The 17,792-nt window shown below is 67.1% G+C and carries 16 protein-coding genes; 2 read left to right on the forward strand and 14 right to left on the reverse strand.

The window, feature by feature from the left end; all coding sequences use genetic code 11:
- Positions 1-152: 152 nt before the first annotated feature.
- The 7 genes from H610_RS0115130 to H610_RS0115160 form a co-directional block, all read right to left on the reverse strand.
- Positions 153-3,158 carry an FAD-binding and (Fe-S)-binding domain-containing protein gene (locus H610_RS0115130; protein ID WP_028240459.1) on the reverse strand — a complete coding sequence of 1,002 codons (3,006 nt, stop codon included), beginning with the start codon at positions 3,156-3,158 and terminating at the stop codon, positions 153-155.
- A 33-nt stretch (positions 3,159-3,191) separates the two neighbouring features.
- Positions 3,192-4,400 carry a pyridoxal-phosphate-dependent aminotransferase family protein gene (locus H610_RS0115135; protein ID WP_028240460.1) on the reverse strand — a complete coding sequence of 403 codons (1,209 nt, stop codon included), beginning with the start codon at positions 4,398-4,400 and terminating at the stop codon, positions 3,192-3,194.
- Between the two features lie 79 nt (positions 4,401-4,479).
- Positions 4,480-5,667 carry a CaiB/BaiF CoA transferase family protein gene (locus tag H610_RS0115140; RefSeq protein ID WP_028240461.1) on the reverse strand — a complete coding sequence of 396 codons (1,188 nt, stop codon included), beginning with the start codon at positions 5,665-5,667 and terminating at the stop codon, positions 4,480-4,482.
- A gap of 26 nt (positions 5,668-5,693) precedes the next feature.
- Positions 5,694-6,488 (reverse strand): enoyl-CoA hydratase/isomerase family protein, encoded by a 795-nt coding sequence (locus tag H610_RS0115145; protein ID WP_028240462.1) that lies wholly within the window; start codon positions 6,486-6,488, stop codon positions 5,694-5,696.
- A gap of 26 nt (positions 6,489-6,514) precedes the next feature.
- Entirely contained in the window at positions 6,515-7,801 is a 1,287-nt protein-coding gene (locus H610_RS0115150) for a TRAP transporter large permease (RefSeq protein WP_028240463.1), read from the reverse strand.
- A 51-nt stretch (positions 7,802-7,852) separates the two neighbouring features.
- The gene (locus H610_RS0115155) at positions 7,853-8,386 is read right to left on the reverse strand and encodes a TRAP transporter small permease (RefSeq protein ID WP_028240464.1); all 534 of its coding nucleotides are present in this window, start codon (positions 8,384-8,386) and stop codon (positions 7,853-7,855) included.
- 69 nt (positions 8,387-8,455) lie between these two features.
- Positions 8,456-9,433 carry a TRAP transporter substrate-binding protein gene (locus H610_RS0115160; RefSeq protein ID WP_028240465.1) on the reverse strand — a complete coding sequence of 326 codons (978 nt, stop codon included), beginning with the start codon at positions 9,431-9,433 and terminating at the stop codon, positions 8,456-8,458.
- Here H610_RS0115160 and H610_RS25530 point away from each other — a divergent pair.
- Positions 9,432-9,632 (forward strand): hypothetical protein, encoded by a 201-nt coding sequence (locus H610_RS25530; RefSeq protein ID WP_152529107.1) that lies wholly within the window; start codon positions 9,432-9,434, stop codon positions 9,630-9,632. The genes H610_RS0115160 and H610_RS25530 overlap by 2 nt on opposite strands.
- Positions 9,633-9,781: 149 nt before the next feature.
- Here H610_RS25530 and H610_RS0115165 read toward each other — a convergent pair whose 3' ends face one another.
- Positions 9,782-10,243 (reverse strand): GlcG/HbpS family heme-binding protein, encoded by a 462-nt coding sequence (locus H610_RS0115165; protein ID WP_028240466.1) that lies wholly within the window; start codon positions 10,241-10,243, stop codon positions 9,782-9,784.
- 227 nt (positions 10,244-10,470) lie between these two features.
- Here H610_RS0115165 and H610_RS0115170 point away from each other — a divergent pair, with 227 nt between their 5' ends.
- Positions 10,471-11,163 (forward strand): GntR family transcriptional regulator, encoded by a 693-nt coding sequence (locus tag H610_RS0115170; protein ID WP_028240467.1) that lies wholly within the window; start codon positions 10,471-10,473, stop codon positions 11,161-11,163.
- A gap of 12 nt (positions 11,164-11,175) precedes the next feature.
- On the opposite strand, the gene H610_RS0115175 is transcribed toward H610_RS0115170, so the two are convergent.
- The 6 genes from H610_RS0115175 to xerD all read right to left on the reverse strand — a co-directional run bounded on the left by H610_RS0115175 (position 11,176) and on the right by xerD (position 17,792).
- A complete protein-coding gene (locus H610_RS0115175) occupies positions 11,176-11,931 on the reverse strand; it encodes a sulfite exporter TauE/SafE family protein (RefSeq protein WP_028240468.1) in 756 nt (251 codons plus the stop codon).
- Between the two features lie 622 nt (positions 11,932-12,553).
- Positions 12,554-13,963, reverse strand: coding sequence for a threonine synthase (gene thrC, locus H610_RS0115180; protein WP_028240469.1), 1,410 nt, complete (start codon positions 13,961-13,963; stop codon positions 12,554-12,556).
- Between the two features lie 85 nt (positions 13,964-14,048).
- Positions 14,049-15,353 carry a homoserine dehydrogenase gene (locus tag H610_RS0115185; RefSeq protein ID WP_028240470.1) on the reverse strand — a complete coding sequence of 435 codons (1,305 nt, stop codon included), beginning with the start codon at positions 15,351-15,353 and terminating at the stop codon, positions 14,049-14,051.
- 124 nt (positions 15,354-15,477) lie between these two features.
- Complete coding sequence (locus H610_RS0115190) at positions 15,478-15,954, reverse strand: GFA family protein (RefSeq protein WP_028240471.1); 477 nt, start codon at positions 15,952-15,954, stop codon at positions 15,478-15,480.
- Positions 15,955-16,026: 72 nt separating this feature from the next.
- On the reverse strand, positions 16,027-16,794 hold the full coding sequence (locus tag H610_RS0115195) for a disulfide isomerase DsbC N-terminal domain-containing protein (protein ID WP_028240472.1): 768 nt from the start codon (positions 16,792-16,794) through the stop codon (positions 16,027-16,029).
- Positions 16,795-16,895: 101 nt separating this feature from the next.
- Complete coding sequence (gene xerD / locus H610_RS0115200) at positions 16,896-17,792, reverse strand: site-specific tyrosine recombinase XerD (RefSeq protein ID WP_028240473.1); 897 nt, start codon at positions 17,790-17,792, stop codon at positions 16,896-16,898.

Genomic DNA, 17,792 nt, shown 5'->3' on the forward strand with positions numbered 1-17,792 from the left:
AAGCCTGCGACCTCGGCGCCCTGGCCAGCACCAAACCAACGCACTCTCCCTCCGGGAGAGGGCCGGGGTGAGGGCTGGTTCGCCCGGTGCAAACGCCCCTCATCCGGCCCTGCGGGTCCTTCTCCCGGTGGGAGAAGGGAAAAGCCTCCGCCTCAGGCCAGCGCCCGCTCCAGCACCCTCGCCACGTGCAAGGCCGTTCGCTGAGCCCCGTCGTGGATCTGGTGACGGCAGCTGGTGCCGTCGGCCACCACCATATCGTCGGCCTCCGCCTTGCGCACCGCCGGCAGCAGCGCCAGTTCGCCCATCTGCATCGAGGCCTCGTAGTGCTCGCGCTCGTAGCCGAAGCTGCCGGCCATGCCACAGCAGGAGGTCTCGACCGTCCGCACCTCCAGCTGCGGTATCCAGCGCAGCACCTGCTCCACCGGACGCAGCGCGTCGAAGGCCTTCTGGTGGCAGTGCCCGTGCAGCAGCGCCCGGGTTTCGTCCAGCGGCTTGAGGTCGAGCTGCAGGTGACCGGCCTGGTGCTCGCGCAGCAGGAACTCCTCGAACAGGAAGGAGGCCTTCGACAGTGCCACCGCCTGCTCGCCGTAGCCGTAGCGCAGGAACTCGTCGCGCATGGTCAACAGGCACGAGGGCTCCAGGCCGACGACGGCGACGCCGCGCTCGACGAACGGCAGCAGGTGGTCCAGCGCACGCTTGGCCTCGGCCTTGGCCTTTTCCACCTGCCCGGAGGCCAGGTAGGTGCGACCGCAGCACAGCGGGCGCTGGCCCGGGGCCTGGTTGAAGTGCACCCGGTAGCCGGCCGCCTCCAGCACCCGCCGCGCGGCCCGTGCGTTCTCCGGTTCCATGTAGTTGTTGAAGGTGTCGACGAACAGCAGCACCTCCCGCGTCTGCGTCGCGCCCCCCGCGCCGCTGCCGGCCTCGGCCAGGAAGTTGCCGACGAAGCTCGGCAGCGCGCGCTGGTCGGCCAGTCCGAGCTTGCGCTTGACCCAGCGCGACAGGAACGGCACCCGCTCCACCGCCGCCACCGCGCCGGCCAGATGGCGGGCATAGGGCGCGTAGCGCGGCATCTCGGCAATCAGCCGTTCGCGCAGCGGGACGGCGTGTTTGCTGGCCCAGGCCGCCCGCGCCTCGATCTTCATCTTGGCCATGTCGATGCCGGTCGGGCACTCGCGCTTGCAGCCCTTGCAGGACACGCACAGGTCCAGCGCCGCCTTCACGTCCTCGCTGGCCAGCCCCTCGCTGCCGAGCTGCCCGGACAGCGCCAGGCGCAGGGTGTTGGCGCGCCCGCGGGTCAGGTGCTGCTCGTTGCGCGTGGCGCGGTAGCTGGGGCACATGGTGCCGGCGTCGAACTTGCGGCAGTGGCCGTTGTTGTTGCACATCTCCACGGCCTTGATCAGCCCGCCGGTGGGGTCGCCGGCGCTGCCCGGCGCGCTCTGCTCGCCGGTCAGCGGGTCGCGCAGCACGTCCCAGTCCGACCAGTCGAGCACCGGCGTGACCGGGATCGGCCGATAGGTCCGCGGGAAGCGGAAGTAGCTGTGATCGTCCATCCGCGGCGTGTCGACGATCTTGCCGGGGTTGAGCAGGTTGTCCGGATCGAACAGCTGCTTGATCTCCTTGAACGCCGCATTGAGCTGCGGGCCGAACTGCCAGGCCACCCATTCGCCGCGGCAGATACCGTCGCCGTGCTCGCCGGAAAACGCCCCCTTGTAGGCGCGCACCAGCTCGGAGGCCTCCTCGGCGATGGCGCGCATCTTGTCCGAGCCGTCGCGACGCATGTCGAGGATCGGCCGCACGTGCAGGGTGCCGACGCTGGCGTGGGCGTACCAGGTGCCCTCGGTGCCGTGCTTGTGGAACACCTCGGTGAGCTTGGCGGTGTATTCGGCGAGGTGCTCCAGCGGCACCGCGCAGTCTTCGATGAAGGACACCGGCTTACCGTCGCCCTTCATGCTCATCATGATGTTCAGTCCGGCCTTGCGCACGTTCCACAGCGCCGTCTGCTCGGCCCCCTCGATCATGCTGACCACGCTGCCCGGCAGCCCGAGGTCCGCCATCAGCTCGCTCAGCCGGTCCAGCTGCCGGCGCAGCTCACCGGCGTCCTCGCCGGCGAACTCGACCAGCAGCAGCGCATCCGGCTGGCCGATCAGGGCCTTCTCGATCACCGGGCGGAAGGCCGGGTTTTCCAGCGACAGCTCGATCATGGTGCGGTCGACCAGCTCGACCGCGGTCGGGTCGAGCTTGACGATGTGCTGGGTCATGTCCATCGATTGGTAGAAGGTGGGGAAATTCACCACTCCCAGCACCTTGTGCCGCGGCAGCGGCGAGAGCCGCAGCTTGATCCGCCGGGTCACCCCTAGGGTGCCCTCGGAGCCCACCAGCAGGTGCGCCAGGTTGATCTGCCCGTCCGGGTCGTAGGGCCGCGGGTTCTGACAGTCGAACAGGTCGAGGTTGTAGCCGCCAACCCGTCGCAGCACCTTGGGGAAATGCGCCTGGATGTTCGGGTGTTCGCGTTCGGCGATGCGCTGCACCTGGCGGGCGATCTCGCGCATCCGCTCGCTCGCCGGCAACTCGTGCAGAAAGCCGAAGTAGCCCAGGCTGCCGTCCGCCAGCAGGGCCTCGATGCCGAGCACGTTGTGCACCATGTTGCCGTAGCGGATCGAGCGCGAGCCGCAGGAATTGTTGCCGGCCATGCCGCCGATGGTGCACTGGGCGGAGGTCGAGACGTCCACCGGGAACCACAGCCCGTGCGGCTTGAGCCAGCGGTTGAGGTCGTCGAGCACCATGCCCGGCTCGACCACCACGGTGCGCGCCTCGGGGTCGAACTCGACCACCAGGTTCAGCCAGCGGCTGGTGTCCACCACCAGCGCGTCGCCCACGGTCTGCCCGCACTGGCTGGTGCCGCCGCCGCGCGCCAACAGCGGAACACGGGCCTCGCGGGCGATGTCCAGCGCGACCTGCAGGTCGTGCTGATGGCGAGGAATGACGACGCCCACCGGCATCACCTGATAGATCGAGGCGTCGGTCGAATAACGGCCGCGCGATGCCGCATCGAACAGCACCTCGCCGGCGATCTCGCGTTGCAGCCGGGCCGCCAGCTCGCCTACGCGGGCCGCCGGCACCTTGCTGGTCTGTAAGCCTGATCCGCTCAATGAAGTCATCACGACCTCCTACTCTGCCGTCGGGGGAGAACATCAGCTGGCGGCAGCCAGCGGATGCGCCGCGAAGTAGTCCAGGGCGGCGAGCACGCCGCTGCCCTGGAGCTTCGCCCCCGACAGCTTGAGGCCGGCCTCGCAGCCGCCGAGGGTGGCGATCAGCGTCAGGTCGTTGCAGTCGCCCAGGTGGCCGATGCGGAACATCTTGCCCTTGGCCTTGCCCAGGCCGGTGCCCAGCGACAGGTCGAAGCGCTTGTAGATCAGGCTGCGCACGGCGTCGGCGTCGATGCCCTCGGGCACCACCACGCCGGTCAGCACCGGCGAGTAGACGCTCGGGTCCTGGCACTGCACTTCCAGCCCCCAGCACTCGACCGCGGTGCGCACGCCGGCGGCCCAGCGCTGGTGGCGGGCGAACACATGGTCCAGGCCCTCCCCGAGAAGCATGTCCAGCGCCTCGTTCAGGCCGTACAGCAGGTTGGTGTTGGGGGTATACGGCCAGTAGCCGCTCTTGTTCATCTCCAGGATCTCGTCCCAGGCCCAGAAGCTCTTCGGCAGCTGCGCGCGGCGGCTGGCCTCGATGGCCTTCTCGGAGACGGCGTTGAAGCTGATGCCGGGCGGCAGCATCAGGCCCTTCTGCGAGCCGGAGATGGTCACGTCGACGCCCCAGCCGTCGTGCTGGTAGTCGGCACAGGCGAGGCCCGAGATGGTGTCCACCAGCAGCAGCGCCGGGTGCCGCGCCTCATCGATCGCCCGGCGCACGGCGGCGATGTCGCTGGTCACGCCGGTGGAGGTTTCGTTGTGGACCACGCAGACCGCCTTGATCGTGTGGCCGCTGTCCTCCTTCAGGCGCCGCTCGATCATGTCGGCCTGCACCCCGTTGCGCCAGCCCTCGTATCCCGGCAGGCCGAGGAACTCGGGCTCGAGCCCCAGCCGGCGCGCCATCTTCTCCCACAGCGTGGCGAAATGGCCGGTCTCGAACATCAACACCCGGTCTCCCGGCGAGAGGGTGTTGACCAGCGCCGCCTCCCAGGCGCCGGTGCCGGAGGCCGGGTAGATGACCACCGGCTGCTCGGTCTTGAACACCTCGCGGACCTTGCGCAGCACTTCCAGCCCCAGTGCGCCGAACTCGGGGCCGCGGTGGTCGATGGTCGGCAGGCTCATGGCGCGCAGGATGCGATCCGGCACCGGCGAGGGCCCCGGGATCTGCAGGAAGTGGCGACCGGAGGGATGGAAGTCGAGGTTCAACATGGCGGCTCTCCTGAACGTTTTGTTCTTGTTTGTCTTTTGCGTTTTGCATTCAAATCAGGCCAACGAAAGGCCGTGGCGCCTAGCGGACGCAGCCCTCGGCGCGCAGGCCCTGGATCTCGGCCTCGCTCATGCCGATGCCCTGCAGCACCTCGTCCGTGTGCTGGGCGAACAGCGGCGCCGGACGGCGGATCTGTAGGGGCGTGCGGGAGAACTTGGTCGGAAAGCCGATCGTCTTCATCTCGCCGATCACCGGGTGGCTGACCTGCTTGACCATGTCCCGCGCCAGGTAATGCTCATCGTGCATGGCCTGGGCGAAGTCGTTGATCGGCCCGGCCGGCACCCCGGCGGCGTCGCAGCGATCGAGCCAGTGCTTCATCGGCCGCTGCACCAGGATTTCCTCGAGCAGCGTCTCCAGCACCTCGACGTTGCGCCCGCGGTCGCTGTTGGTGACGAAGCGCTCGTCGGCGAGCAGGTCCTCGCGGTCGATCACGTCGCGGCAGAAGCGCTCCCAGGTCCGCTGGTTGGCGCAGCCGAGCATCATGTAGCCGTCTGCGGTCCTGACCGCCTGGTACGGCGCCGACACCCGGTGGCGCGAGCCGGTGGGCTTGGGCACGGTGCCCTCGGCGAAATAGGCGGCCGCCTCCCAGCTGAACCAAGGCAGCCCGCATTCGGCGATGGCGATGTCGACGTGCTGCCCTTCCCCGGTGTTCTGCTTGTGGATGTAGGCGGCGAGGATGGAATAGATGGCGGTGATGCCGGCGCCGATGTCGTACACCGCGATGCCGGTCTTCAGCGGACGCTTGCCCGGCTCGCCGGTCATCGACATCAGCCCGGTCATGCCTTGCGCGACCAGGTCGAAGCCGCCCTTGTTGCTGTAGGGCCCGGTCTGGCCGTAGCCGGAGATGGAGCAGTAGATGATGCCCGGGTTGATCCGGCGGATCGTCTCGTAGTCGATCTCCAGCGACTGGGTCACGCCCGGCCGGTAGTTCTCCACGATCACGTCGGCGTCGGCGGCCAGCCGGTAGAACACCTCGCGGGCGCGCGGGTCCTTGAGGTTCAGCGAGATGCTCTTCTTGTTCCGGTTGATCTGGAAGAAGCAGGTCGACTCGCCGTTGACGTAGGGGCCCATCTGCCGGCTGTCGTCGCCGCCGTTGGCCTTCTCGACCTTGATCACCTCGGCGCCGAGATCGCCGAGCACCATGGTGCAGTACGGGCCGGCCATGATCTGCGAGATGTCGAGGATTTTCACATTGTTCAAGGGAAGCATGGGTTTTCTCCAGAGCGGGCGCGTGACTACTGGCCGGTCCAATCGAACGGCGTCTTGCTGGCGAAATTGCCGACGGCCGTCTTGAAATCGCGGCTGCCGTAGCAGGCGCGTATCCAGTCGTCGCTGGCATCGGCCGAGGCCCGGCGGTGCGCCAGCACCCGGTTGATGGTGGCCTTGGTGGCCTGCACGGTGAGCGGCGCGCGCCGTGCGAAGGCCTGCGCCTTGCGGGCGACCTCCTGGTGGATGCTGTCGGCCGCGAAGACCTCGCCAACCAGGCCGATCGCCGCCGCTTCCGGCGCCTCGATCAGCCGGGCGGTCATCAGCACCTCCTTGGTGCGGGCGACGCCGAGCAGGTCCATCAGCCGCGAGACGTTGGTCACCGACAGGCAGTTGCCCAGCGTCTGCGCGATCGGCACGCCGAACTTCAGCGACGGCGTGCAGTAGCGGAAGTCGCAGGCCAGGGCGATGGCCGCGCCGCCGCCGACGCAGAACCCCTCGAGCAGCGCGAGGGTGGGCTTGCGCATGTTCTCCAGCCCGGCGATCACGCTGTCGATGCGCCGCTCGTAGGCCACGCCCGCCTCGCCGCCCTCGAAGTCGGCGAACTGGGTGATGTCGGTACCGGCGACGAAGGCCTTGCCGCCGCAGCCGTGGAACACCACTGCGGCCACCTCGGGGTTGTCATCCACCTCCTGGCGCAGCCGGTCCAGGCTGTCGTACATGCTCCAGGTCATCGCGTTGCGGCTCTCCGGACGGTCGAAGCCGATCCAGGCGACGCCCTGCTCGATCCGGCAGACCACCTGCCCCTGAGTCGTGTCAGTCATGCTTGCGTCCTCTCGTCATGGCGCCGTCAGCTGCCGTAGATGGCGTTCACCAGCGCCATGGCGAAGGCCGGCACGTAGGTGTTGATCAACAGGATCAGCATCAGCACGCCGAGGAACCACATGTTGGTGCGGGTGGTGGCCCAGATGTCGGACTTGGCGATCGAGCAGGAGGCGATCAGCACGCTGGCTACCGGCGGCGTCTGCTGGCCGATGGCCAGGTTCAGCGTGACGATCAGGCCGAAGTGGATCGGGTCGATGCCGACCGCCAGCACCAGCGGCAGGACGATGGGCACCACCAGGATAATGGCCGCCGCCGAGTGCAGGAACATGCCGAGGATGAGGAAGATGATGTTGAGCAGCGCCAGGATCACGTACTTGTTGCTGGTCCACTCGCTGATCTGCCCGGCCAGTTGCTGCGGCAGCTGCGTTTCGGTCAGGTACAGCCCCACCACCGCGGAACTGGCCACCAGCAACATCACCACCGCGGTCTGGATCCCCGCATCGAGGCAGGCCTTGTAGAAGGTCTTCAGGGTGAATTCGCGGTAGACCACGGCGCTGATGAAGATCGCCACCACCACCGCCAGGGCCGCGCCCTCGGTGGCGGTCACCACGCCGCCGAAGATCCCGCCGAGGATGATGACCGGGATCGACAGCGCCCAGATCGCGCCCTTGAAGGCTTCCCAGAGCTTCTTCGCCTGGAACTCGCCCTCGGACGGGAAGTTGTGCTTCTTGGCCAGGTAGTAGCACATCGCGGCCAGACCCAGCGCCCCGAGCAGTCCCGGGAAGACGCCGGCGACGAACATCTTGACCACCGACTCGCCGGACATCACCGCATAGAGGATCATCGGGATCGACGGCGGCAGGATGATCGCCAGGCTCGCCGCCGAGGATGACAGTGCCGCGGAAAACTCCTTGGAGTAGCCCTTCTTCTTCATCGCCGGGATCATGATGCTGCCGATGGCCGAGACACCCGCCACCGCCGAGCCGGAGATTTCGGCGAAGAAGATCGAGGCGCCGATGGTCACCATCGACAGCCCGCCCTTGATGAAGCCCAGCATAGCCGAGGCCAGGTCGATCAGGCGCCGCGAGATGCTCGACGCGTTCATGATGGCGCCGGCGAGGATGAACAGCGGGATGGCGATCAGCGGGAAGCTGGTGGTGCCGTCGTACATGACCATCCCGATGTTGGGAAGCGCCAGTGCGCCGTAACTCATGAAGATCGCCACCGCACCGACGACACCCAGTGCGATGGCCACCGGGACGTTGATGAGTATCAGGAATATCAAGCCAAGGAACATGTAGAAGATGGTCATTTCTTGTTCTCCCGAGCGCCGCGACGGACGTTCGCTATGCGTTTCGGCCACTCACGCCTTGGCGAGCTTGATGCCGGCTTCTTCGAGTTCGTGATCGACGAATCCGTCGCCCTTGGCACTTTCGATCACTTCCGGCAGCCGCAGCAGCTCGGCGATGATGAACAGCGCCGAACCGATCGGCAGCACGGATTGGGTCAGTTGCAACGACACGTTGGTCAGGCTGACGAGCGTCGAGCCTTCCAGGATCAGCACCACCTGCATGCCGGTCCAGGCCAGCAGCACGAAGAAGCCGATGGTGATCGCCTCGGCGACCAGGGCGATCGGCAGGCGCAGCTTCGGGGAAAAGTAGTTGACCACGCTCGGGCAGCCGATGTGCGCACCCTTGGCGGCGGCCAGCGCCGCACCGTAATACGTCAGCCAGGCCAGCCCGACCGAGGCCACCTCGTCGTACCAGCTGAAGGGCGAGCCGGCGAGCCGCGAGACGAACCCGATGGTGATCACCAGGGCCAGCGCCACGACGTTGAGCACCACGATGACTTCGAGAAACTTGGAAAAGCCCTTTCTGAAAGCAGCGACGGAATTCATCAGCTCTCTCCGATTATCTGAGGCATCGCCGCACCGGGCCCCGGTGCGGGCATGCGGAGGCAGGTGGGGTCACATCTGGCGAAGCTGCTTGACCTTGTCGAGCATCGCCTGGCCGCCTTCGACTTCCTCGGCGAACTTGGCGTAGATCGCTGCGGAGCCGTCGATGAAGGCCTGCTGGTCGACCTCGTTCACCTCCATGCCGGCCTCTTCCATCTTCTTCACCAGGCTGTCGTCGAGCGACTTACCCTGCTCCAGGGCATAGGCCTCGACCTCCTGGGCGGCTTCGCTCAGCGCCTGCCTCACGTCCTCGGGAAAACGCTTCCAGCTCGCGCCGGCGACGACGAAGGCGGGGGTGTAGACGTGGTTGGACATGGAGAGGTACTTCTGGACCTCGTGGAAGCGCTGCGAATAGCTCTGCACCAGCGGGTTTTCCTGGCCGTCCATCGCACCGGTCTGCAGCGCCACGAAGGCTTCGGAAAGCGCCATCGGAGCCGGGCTGGCGCCGTAGCTCTTGAACATCTCGACGCGCCAAATGCCGTTCGGCGTCCGCAGCTTCATGCCCTTCAGGTCGCTTGGCACGACGATCGGGCGCACATTGTTGGTGATCTGCCGGACACCGTTCTCCCAGACCCCGATGATCTTGTAGCCCTTGCCTTCAGCGGCCTTGTACAGCACGTCGCGAACCAGCTCGTCGCGCACACGCTTCATGTGTTCGCGGTCGCTGATCAGGTAGGGCATTTCGAACAAGGAGAATTCCGGCGCGACGCTGCTCATCACGGTCGAGGGCAGCGCCAGGTCGAGTGAGCCGAGCTTGAGCTTGTTGAGCATCTGCGAGTCGTCGCCGAGCTGGCTGGAGCCGTAGATCACGACCTTGGCCTTGCCTTCGAGCTTCTCGTTGGCGATGCGGGCGAACTCGTTGGCCGAAATCTCGAACAGCGACCCCGGCCCGCCGACGTGGCCGAACTTGATCTGCCGCTCGGCCGCCTGTACCGCCGTTGCGGCAATACCGAGCAGGGACACGACCAATGCCGTCTTCAGGATTTTCATGCTGACCTCCACTGTTGTTTTTATTGAGGTGGTACTGCAATCGCTGCCGACCCCAGGCGGACGGCCCGACCTGCATCGCCGGCAGGCGATAAGGAAAAATGAATTCATTATTCATCATCCCGTTCAGACCTTAGTTCAGCTTTTCGGGAGACGCCAGAAAGGAATCGAAGAAAATTTTGTCCGTTCGTCGAAGCCGTGAAGGGCTGCACAGGGGCAGCGGATTCGGCGCGAGACAGGCGGCGCAGCCGTGGGCTGCGCCGGTGGGAAGGGAGGGATGCGGCCGTCGAGGACGGCAGCCGGTCCGTGGTTGCAGGGCGCAGATGGAGTCGGCAGCGCCCTGGGTGCGCCTCAGGCCGGAACGATGCCGGCCTTGAATCCTGCAGCTTCGATTCCGGTGATGGCCACGTGCTCGTCCTCGTCCGAAGATGCGCCGCTGACCCCCACCGCGCCGATGACCTCGTCCTTCTCGTCGAGGATCAGCACGCCGCCGGGCACCGGGATGAAATGCCCGTCGGAGGCGGCGGCCACCGCGGCGAGGAAGGCCGGACGGGCTTCGTTGCGCTCGCCTACCGTGCGGCTGGCGACGCCGTTGCCCAGCGCGGCGAAGGCCTTGCCGCGGGCGACGACGAAACGCAGCGGCGCGCAGCCATCCTCGCGCTCGGCGGCGATGAGGTTGCCACCACCGTCCATGACGAAGGCCGTCAACGGCTCCATCTCCCTTGCTCTCGCCTCGGCGAACGCCGCGTCCAGGATGCGCCGGGCCTGCGCCCGTGAAATCGCCACGCTCGAACGGTAAACCTTGCCAGCCATTGCCATTTCTCCTCAGGGGCTTTTCGACTTTCCAGAATCGAGTGCCTTCCGCCTTCGCCCGAGCACTCCGTACACTCGCTTCGACTCGCCAGACGCGGTACAACGCTGCCGTTCGTATGCCCGCTTCGCGCGAATCGCACTTTCAGGCTATTTTGTATTCTTAATGCAAAAAGCTAGCACAGCTTAGCCAGACGGCAATAGCCGTCCCGTTACCCGAAGGTGCCCGAATGACGCTACCCGCACAGGAAAAGTCGTTGGACAGGATTCAGCACAGGATCCTCTACCAGGAAGCCGCCAACCGCATCCGCGAACTGATCGAGCACGGCGCGCTGGTCGCCGGCGAGAAGATCTCGGAAAAACAGCTGTGCGAGAAGTTCGGCATCTCTCGGACTCCGCTTCGCGAAGCGCTCAAGGTGCTGACGTCCGAGGGGCTGGTGGAGATCCTGCCCAACCGCGGGGCGCGGGTCAGCCGCCTGACCCTGAGCGACGTCGAGCACACCTACGACATCATGGGCGCCCTGGAAGGGCTGGCCGGCGAGACCGCCTGCCGCCACCTGACGGACGAGGAACTGGCGCACATCTGCGACCTGCACGAGCAGATGCTCGGACATTACCGGCGCCAGGAACTGCAGGCCTATTTCGAGGCCAACCAGCAGATCCACGAGTGCATCCTGCAGGCCTCGCGCAACGCCATCCTGCTGGAGATGTACAACAACCTCAGCCAGCGGATCAAAAGGATCCGCTACACCATGGAAATGAGTGACGACTTCTGGCGCAAGGCGGTGAACGATCACGAGGAGATGATCGAGGCGCTGCGCGCGCGTGACGGCAAGCGCCTGGGCGACATCCTGCGCGGCCACCTCAGGCAGAAGATCGGCGCGGTCAACCTGGCCGGCGCCGGCGTGGTCAACCCCGCCTGAGACCTCGCGGCGTCACACGAACGCGCGGCGGATGAGGTTCAGCCCGAGCACGATGAGCACCGCCAGCAGGATGCGGCGGAACAGCTCCGGATCGATGCGGTGCCTGAGCCGTTCCCCCGCCACCACCCCGACCAGCGCCGGCACCACCGCGAGCAGGGAAGCCCCGAGTTCGGTCGGCCCGAGCAGGCCGACACCGATGTAAGACAGCAGCAGCGGGAAGGAACCGCACAGCGCTATCAGCCCGTAGCTGCCGATGAAGGTTTCCTTGTCCAGCCCGAGCGACACCAGGTAGATCGCCAGCGGCGGTCCGTTCACCGTCGAGACGCCGTTGAGCAACCCGGCCACCAGCCCCACCCCGGGCCCGGCGAAGCGCTCGTGTTCGGCCGCCAGCCGCAGGCGCGGCTGGAACAGGTTGATGAGTGAGAACATCACCACCGCCGCGCCCAGCAGCCCGAGCAGCAGCGCCGCGTCCAGCGCCACCAGGATCTGCGCGCCGACCCAGGTGCTCAGCGCGAAGACCAGGATCAGCGGCCAGAAACGGCGCAAGGCGCCGAGCAGGATGCCGGAACGCAGGCTCTGCCAGACGTTGGTCATCACCACCGGCAAGGTCACCAGCGCCACCGACAGGCGCGGGTCCAGCAGCGAGCCGAGCAGGGACACCACCACCAGCGGCAGACCGACGCCCACGGTGCCCTTGACCGCGCCGCCGAGGAACAGCGCCAGTGCGACGAATAGGATCAGCAGGGGCGAAGCGAGCAGTGCATCCATGGGCTCGGGTATCCGATGTCGGCAGAGGCTATCCGGATAACCATAACGGACCGGACATCCGCCCTGCCTCAATTTTTTCTGAACTGCACTTAAGCCGAGCCGCGTGCCGTCCGCGTACGCCGGCTCCAGCGCCTATCGCCGCGAGGGCGCGCCTCCCACTGGGACAGGCCCGCGCCCACACCGCGCGTAGGAGCGATCTGCTCGCGAAGGTTTTCCGATCTTTCCGCATCGTGACCCCGGTCGCAGGCAGAGCCTGCTCCTACAGGTGCATGACGCGGCTACAGGCGACACCGGGCGCGCTTTGCCCTTCTCCCTCCGGGAGAAGGTGGCCCGCAGGGCCGGATGAGGGCGGCGTGCAGGCCCTCACACCGGTCTTCACCGAAGGGGAGAGAGGGTTGGTTCGGGGTTGGTATGCGGCAACGTGCAGGCCCGGTTCGCGGCCATGGCCACTCCTGCAAGAGCGCATGCCCGCACATTGCCCGTGGGAGCGGCGATACCGCGCTTTCCCCTTCTCCCTCCGGGAGAAGGTGGCCCGCAGGGCCGGATGAGGGCCTGTACACGGGTATTCGCGGCCAGGGCCGCCCCTACCGAAGGTGCGCGCGGCGCACCGTACGGCCACGTCTCAGAGCGGCTTGCCGCGGTTGCCGTGGCCGCTGACGAAGGCCTGCACCGCGGCGAGGTCGTTCGGCAGGACGGTGCAGCGTTCCTCGCGCTCGAACAGGTCGGCCAGGTGCGCCGGCAGCGACAGGGCCTTGCCGACGCCGGCCTGCTTGACCGCATCGGGGAACTTGACCGGGTGCGCGGTACCCAGCGTGACCATCGGCGTGGCCAGGCTGCGGCGGCATTCGCGGGCGGCGCGCACGCCGATCGCGGTGTGCGGGTCGAGCAGTTCACCGCACTCGGCGAACACCTCGGCGATGGTGCGGCAGGTCTGCTCGTCGTCGACCGCCAGCGAATCGAACAGGCGCCGCGCCTCGGTCCAGCGCTCGTCGGCCACCGTCAGCTTGCCAGTGCGCTTGAAGTCGTTCATCAGCTCGCCCACGGCGGCACCGTTGCGCCCGTGCAGGTCGAACAGCAGGCGTTCGAAGTTGGACGAGACCATGATGTCCATCGACGGCGACAGCGACGGGTGCAGTGTGTCCTTGTCGTAACGGTTGCCGGACATGAAGCGGTGCAGGATGTCGTTGCGGTTGGTCGCCACGATCAGTTGGCTGACCGGCAGGCCCATGTTGCGTGCCAGGTAGCCGGCGAAGATGTCGCCGAAGTTGCCGGTGGGCACCGAGAAGGCGATCGAGCGGGCCGGCGCGCCAAGCTGCAGCGCGGCGTGGAAGTAGTAGACGATCTGGGCCATGATCCGCGCCCAGTTGATCGAGTTCACCGCCACCAGGCGGGTGCCCTTGAGGAAGCCCTGGTCGGCGAAGCTCGCCTTCACCATTTCCTGGCAATCGTCGAAGTTGCCTTCGATGGCGATGTTGTGGATGTTCTCGCCGAGGATGGTGGTCATCTGCCGGCGCTGAACTTCGGACACGCGGTTGTGCGGGTGCATGATGAAGATGTCGACGTTGTCGCAGGCCTTGCAGCCCTCGATGGCCGCCGAGCCGGTGTCGCCGGAGGTCGCGCCCATGATCACCACGCGCTCGCCGCGCTTGGCCAGCACGTGGTCGAGCAGGCGGCCGAGCAGCTGCAGGGCGAAGTCCTTGAACGCCAGGGTCGGGCCATGGAACAGCTCGAGCACCCATTCGTTGCCGTCCAGCTGGCGCAGCGGCGCGACCGCTCGGTGGGCGAAGACACCATAGGTCTCTTCGAGGATCCGCTTGAAGTCCGCGTCCGGGATGCTGCCGGCGACGAATGGGCGCATCACCCGGAAGGCCAGCTCGTGGTACGGCAGGCCGGCCCAGGAGGCGATCTCCTCGAGGGTGAAGCGCGGCAGGTTCTCCGGCACGTACAGGCCGCCGTCGCTGGCCAGGCCGGCCAGCAGGACGTCTTCGAAATTCAGGGCCGGTGCCTGGCCGCGGGTGCTGATATAGCGCATTTGAAACCTCAGAAGCCGATTAAGAGCGCTGGAAGGCTGGAGGCTGAACGCGAGAGCCAACTCGTCCAGCCTCCAGCCTTCAGCCTCAAGCGAGTTGTTCCACGCGGATGCGGACTACGTTGCCGACCACGTCGTCCAGCGCCTCGAGCGCGGCGATGGCGTCGTCGATGCGCTGCTCGACCACACGGTGGGTGACCAGGATCACCGGCACCAGGCCGTCGTGCTCCTCGGCTTCCTTCTGCATGATCGACTCGATGTTGATGCCGCGCTCGGAAAGAATGGTCGCCACCTGGGCCAGCACGCCGGGGTGGTCCTTGGCCTGGATGCGCAGGTAGTAGGCACTCTCGCAGGCACCGATCGGCAGGATCGGCAGGTCGGACAGCGCATCGGGCTGGAACGCCAGGTGCGGCACGCGGTTGTTGGGATCGGTGGTCAGCGCGCGGACCACGTCGACCAGGTCGGCCACCACCGCCGAGGCGGTCGGCTCCATGCCGGCGCCGGCACCATAGAAAAGCGTGGAACCGACCGCGTCGCCATTGACCATCACCGCGTTCATCACGCCGTTGACGTTGGCGATCAGGCGGTCGGCGGGAATCAGCGTCGGGTGCACGCGCAGCTCGATGCCGGCGGCGGTCTTGCGCGCCACGCCCAAATGCTTGATGCGGTAGCCGAGGGTCTCGGCGTAGTTCACGTCCGCCGTGGTCAGGCGGGTGATGCCCTCGGTGTAGGCCTTGTCGAACTGCAGCGGGATACCGAAGGCGATCGAGGCGAGAATGGTCAGCTTGTGCGCGGCGTCGATACCCTCGACGTCGAAGGTCGGGTCGGCTTCGGCGTAGCCGAGCGCCTGGGCTTCGGCGAGCACGTCGGGGAAGGTGCGGCCCTTCTCGCGCATCTCGCTGAGGATGAAGTTGCCGGTGCCGTTGATGATGCCGGCCAGCCAGTTGATGTCGTTGGCCGCCAGGCCTTCGCGGATCGCCTTGATCACCGGGATGCCGCCGGCCACCGAGGCCTCGAAGGCGACGATGACGCCCTTTTCCTGGGCGCGGGCGAAGATCTCGTTGCCGTGCACGGCGATCAGCGCCTTGTTGGCGGTCACCACGTGCTTGCCGTTTTCGATCGCCTTGAGCACCAGGTCGCGGGCCAGCGTGTAGCCGCCGATCAGTTCGACGACGATGTCGATCTCGGGGTTGTTGGCGACTTCGAAGATGTCGGCGGTAATGGGCGTGGCACCGGTGTCGCACTTTGGATTGGCGCGGCGGGCGGCAATCTGGGCGACTTCGATGCCGCGTCCGGCGCGACGGGCGATTTCCTCGGCGTTACGTTTGAGAACGTTGAAGGTACCGCCGCCGACGGTCCCCAATCCGCAGATGCCCACTTTCACCGGTTTCACGCTCGACTCCCCATTACCGCAGAGGCGCCCGGCAGGCCGGGCGCGGAAAAGAGCCGCACATTACGAAGCGACCGGGGTTTAGTCAATCGGCGCGAGGCCGGCGGCGGGATCGACGCGACGGCTGTCAGGCGCCGCCGAGCCCGTGGCGTTCGTGCCATTGCGCCAGCGATTCGTCCGGATAGTCGTCGAAGCAGCGGTCGCCCTCCCCGGCCGCCACCTCGACCCAGCTGGCCTTGGAGCCGAGCATCAGGTGGACGTGGTCCGGCGGCACCGGCAGCGGCGTGTCGATCGCCGAGGCGTGCGGGTGGACGAGGTCGGGCCAGGTGGGATCGTAGAGCCACAGCGCGCTGCCGCAGCGGGTGCAGAAATGGCGCTGGCCACTGCTGGTGGAGCCGTCCTCCATCCGCGCCTGGTAGACGCCGAGGTGCTCGCGCCCCTGCACTTCGAAGGTGCGGTAGTCGCCGCCGAGGTTGATGGCAAAGCCGCCGGCGCCAGCAGTCTTGCGGCAGATCGAGCAGTAGCAGCGCATGAAGGGATAGGGCTGCGCCGATTCCAGGGAGAACCGCACCGCCTGGCAGTGGCAGGAGCCTTCGAGTCGCATGGGTACACCCTCCTGAATGAAAACGGGCCGCATCGGCGGCCCGTGTTGAGACAGGGTGCGGCAGGCGTCGTTTTACTGCGCCTGCTGCTGGGCGACGGCTTTCCGATCGGCGGATTGCGCGGCGGCCAGGGCGATCTCCGCCAGTTGCGGCGCCGGCTGGTAGCCGGGAACGATCCGCCCGTCGGCGAGCACGATGGCCGGCGTGCCCTGCACCCCGATCATCTGGCCGAGCTTGTACTGGTCGGCGACCGGGTTCTCGCAACTGGCGGTCGGCACGTCCTGGCGTGCCTTGGCCTTGTTCATGGCGGCCTGCCGGTCCTTGGCGCACCAGACGCTGACCAGGGTGTTGTAGCCGTGCGAGCCGAGCCCCTGGCGCGGGAAGGCAACGTAGCGTACCTCCACGCCGAGCCGGTTCAGCTCGGCGACCGCGGAGTGCAGCTTCTGACAGTAGCCGCAGTCGGTGTCGGTGAACACGGTGATGCGGGTCTTTGGCGACTGTGCCGGGAAGACCACCATCTGCGACTCGGGAATGGCATCGATCAGCTTGGCGACCGAGCGGCTCTCGGCCTGCTCGGTCAGGTTGACCGCCTGGCCGTCGCGCATCTGGAACAGGTAGCCCTGCACGAGGAACTGGCCGTCGGCGCTGGCATAGAGCTGCCGGCCGCCCTGCAGCTGTACCTGGTACAGGCCCGGCATCGGGCTTTCGGCGATCGCCTCGATCGGCAGGTCCGGCTGCAGGGCGTTGAGGGTCTGGCGAATCGCCTGGTCGGGATCGGCGGCGAGCGCAAGGCTGCCGGCCAGGCTCAGCGCCGCACCGGCGATAAGCGGAAAGACACGCATGAAGACTCCTGTCGGGCGACGGTGAGGTGATCGACGCAGCCTACCACAGGCCGCCGGCGGCCGGCCGCTTCCCGACGGAAACGCGGTGATCGTCACAGCGCTCAGCCGCGCGGGTGGTGCTCGGCGTGCAGCTGCTGCAGGCGGGCGCGGGCGACGTGGGTGTAGATCTGCGTGGTGGACAGGTTGCTATGGCCGAGCAGCATCTGCACGGTACGCAGGTCGGCGCCGTGGTTGAGCAGGTGGGTGGCGAAGGCATGTCGCAGCGTGTGCGGCGACAGCCCGCTGCCGATCCCGGCGGCCGCCGCGTGCAACTTGATCCGGTACCAGAAGGTCTGCCGCGTCATCATCTGCCCGCGCTGGCTGGGGAACAGCACGTCGCTCGGCCGGCCGCCGAGCAGCGCCGCCCGCCCCTGCGCCAGGTAGTGCTCGAGCCAGTGGATCGCCTCCAGACCGAGCGGCACCAGGCGCTCCTTGCTGCCCTTGCCGAAGGTGCGCAATACGCCCTGGCGCAGGCTCACCTGCTCGAGCGTCAGGCTGACCAGCTCGGTGACGCGCAGTCCGCAGGCATAGAGCACCTCGAGCATCGCGCGGTCGCGCAGGCCGAGCGGGTCGTCGACGTCGGGAGCGGCGAGCAGCGCCTCCACCTGCGCCTCGGACAGCGACTTCGGCAGCGGCTGGCCAATGTGCGGCAGCTCGACCCGCAGGGTCGGGTCGGCCTCGAGCAGGCCCTCGCGCACCAGATAGCGGTAAAACCCGCGCAACCCCGATAGCAGGCGCGCGGTCGAGCGGGCCTTGTAGCCCTGCGCCAGGCGCCAGGCAAGGTGATCGAGGATCGCCTCGCGCCCGGCCGCGAGCAGGTTGCCACCACGCGCGTGCAGCCAGTCGTCGAACAGCGAGAGGTCGGTGCGGTAGGCGCTGCGGGTGTTGTCGGACAGCCCCTTCTCGAGCCACAGGGCGTCGAGGAAGCGGTCGATCAGCGGGTCGGGCGTTCGGGACAT

The sequence above is a fragment of the Stutzerimonas azotifigens DSM 17556 genome, assembly GCF_000425625.1.
Classification (GTDB): Bacteria; Pseudomonadota; Gammaproteobacteria; order Pseudomonadales; family Pseudomonadaceae; genus Stutzerimonas; species Stutzerimonas azotifigens.

Coding starts and splice junctions, on each gene's coding strand:
- H610_RS0115130 (WP_028240459.1), bottom strand. CDS start 3,158: ATGACTTCATTGAGCGGATCAGGCTTACAGACCAGCAAGGTGCCGGCG.
- H610_RS0115135 (WP_028240460.1), bottom strand. CDS start 4,400: ATGTTGAACCTCGACTTCCATCCCTCCGGTCGCCACTTCCTGCAGATC.
- H610_RS0115140 (WP_028240461.1), bottom strand. CDS start 5,667: ATGCTTCCCTTGAACAATGTGAAAATCCTCGACATCTCGCAGATCATG.
- H610_RS0115145 (WP_028240462.1), bottom strand. CDS start 6,488: ATGACTGACACGACTCAGGGGCAGGTGGTCTGCCGGATCGAGCAGGGC.
- H610_RS0115150 (WP_028240463.1), bottom strand. CDS start 7,801: ATGACCATCTTCTACATGTTCCTTGGCTTGATATTCCTGATACTCATC.
- H610_RS0115155 (WP_028240464.1), bottom strand. CDS start 8,386: ATGAATTCCGTCGCTGCTTTCAGAAAGGGCTTTTCCAAGTTTCTCGAA.
- H610_RS25530 (WP_152529107.1), top strand. CDS start 9,432: ATGCTGACCTCCACTGTTGTTTTTATTGAGGTGGTACTGCAATCGCTG.
- H610_RS0115160 (WP_028240465.1), bottom strand. CDS start 9,433: ATGAAAATCCTGAAGACGGCATTGGTCGTGTCCCTGCTCGGTATTGCC.
- H610_RS0115165 (WP_028240466.1), bottom strand. CDS start 10,243: ATGGCTGGCAAGGTTTACCGTTCGAGCGTGGCGATTTCACGGGCGCAG.
- H610_RS0115170 (WP_028240467.1), top strand. CDS start 10,471: ATGACGCTACCCGCACAGGAAAAGTCGTTGGACAGGATTCAGCACAGG.
- H610_RS0115175 (WP_028240468.1), bottom strand. CDS start 11,931: ATGGATGCACTGCTCGCTTCGCCCCTGCTGATCCTATTCGTCGCACTG.
- thrC (WP_028240469.1), bottom strand. CDS start 13,963: ATGCGCTATATCAGCACCCGCGGCCAGGCACCGGCCCTGAATTTCGAA.
- H610_RS0115190 (WP_028240471.1), bottom strand. CDS start 15,954: ATGCGACTCGAAGGCTCCTGCCACTGCCAGGCGGTGCGGTTCTCCCTG.
- H610_RS0115195 (WP_028240472.1), bottom strand. CDS start 16,794: ATGCGTGTCTTTCCGCTTATCGCCGGTGCGGCGCTGAGCCTGGCCGGC.
- xerD (WP_028240473.1), bottom strand. CDS start 17,792: ATGTCCCGAACGCCCGACCCGCTGATCGACCGCTTCCTCGACGCCCTG.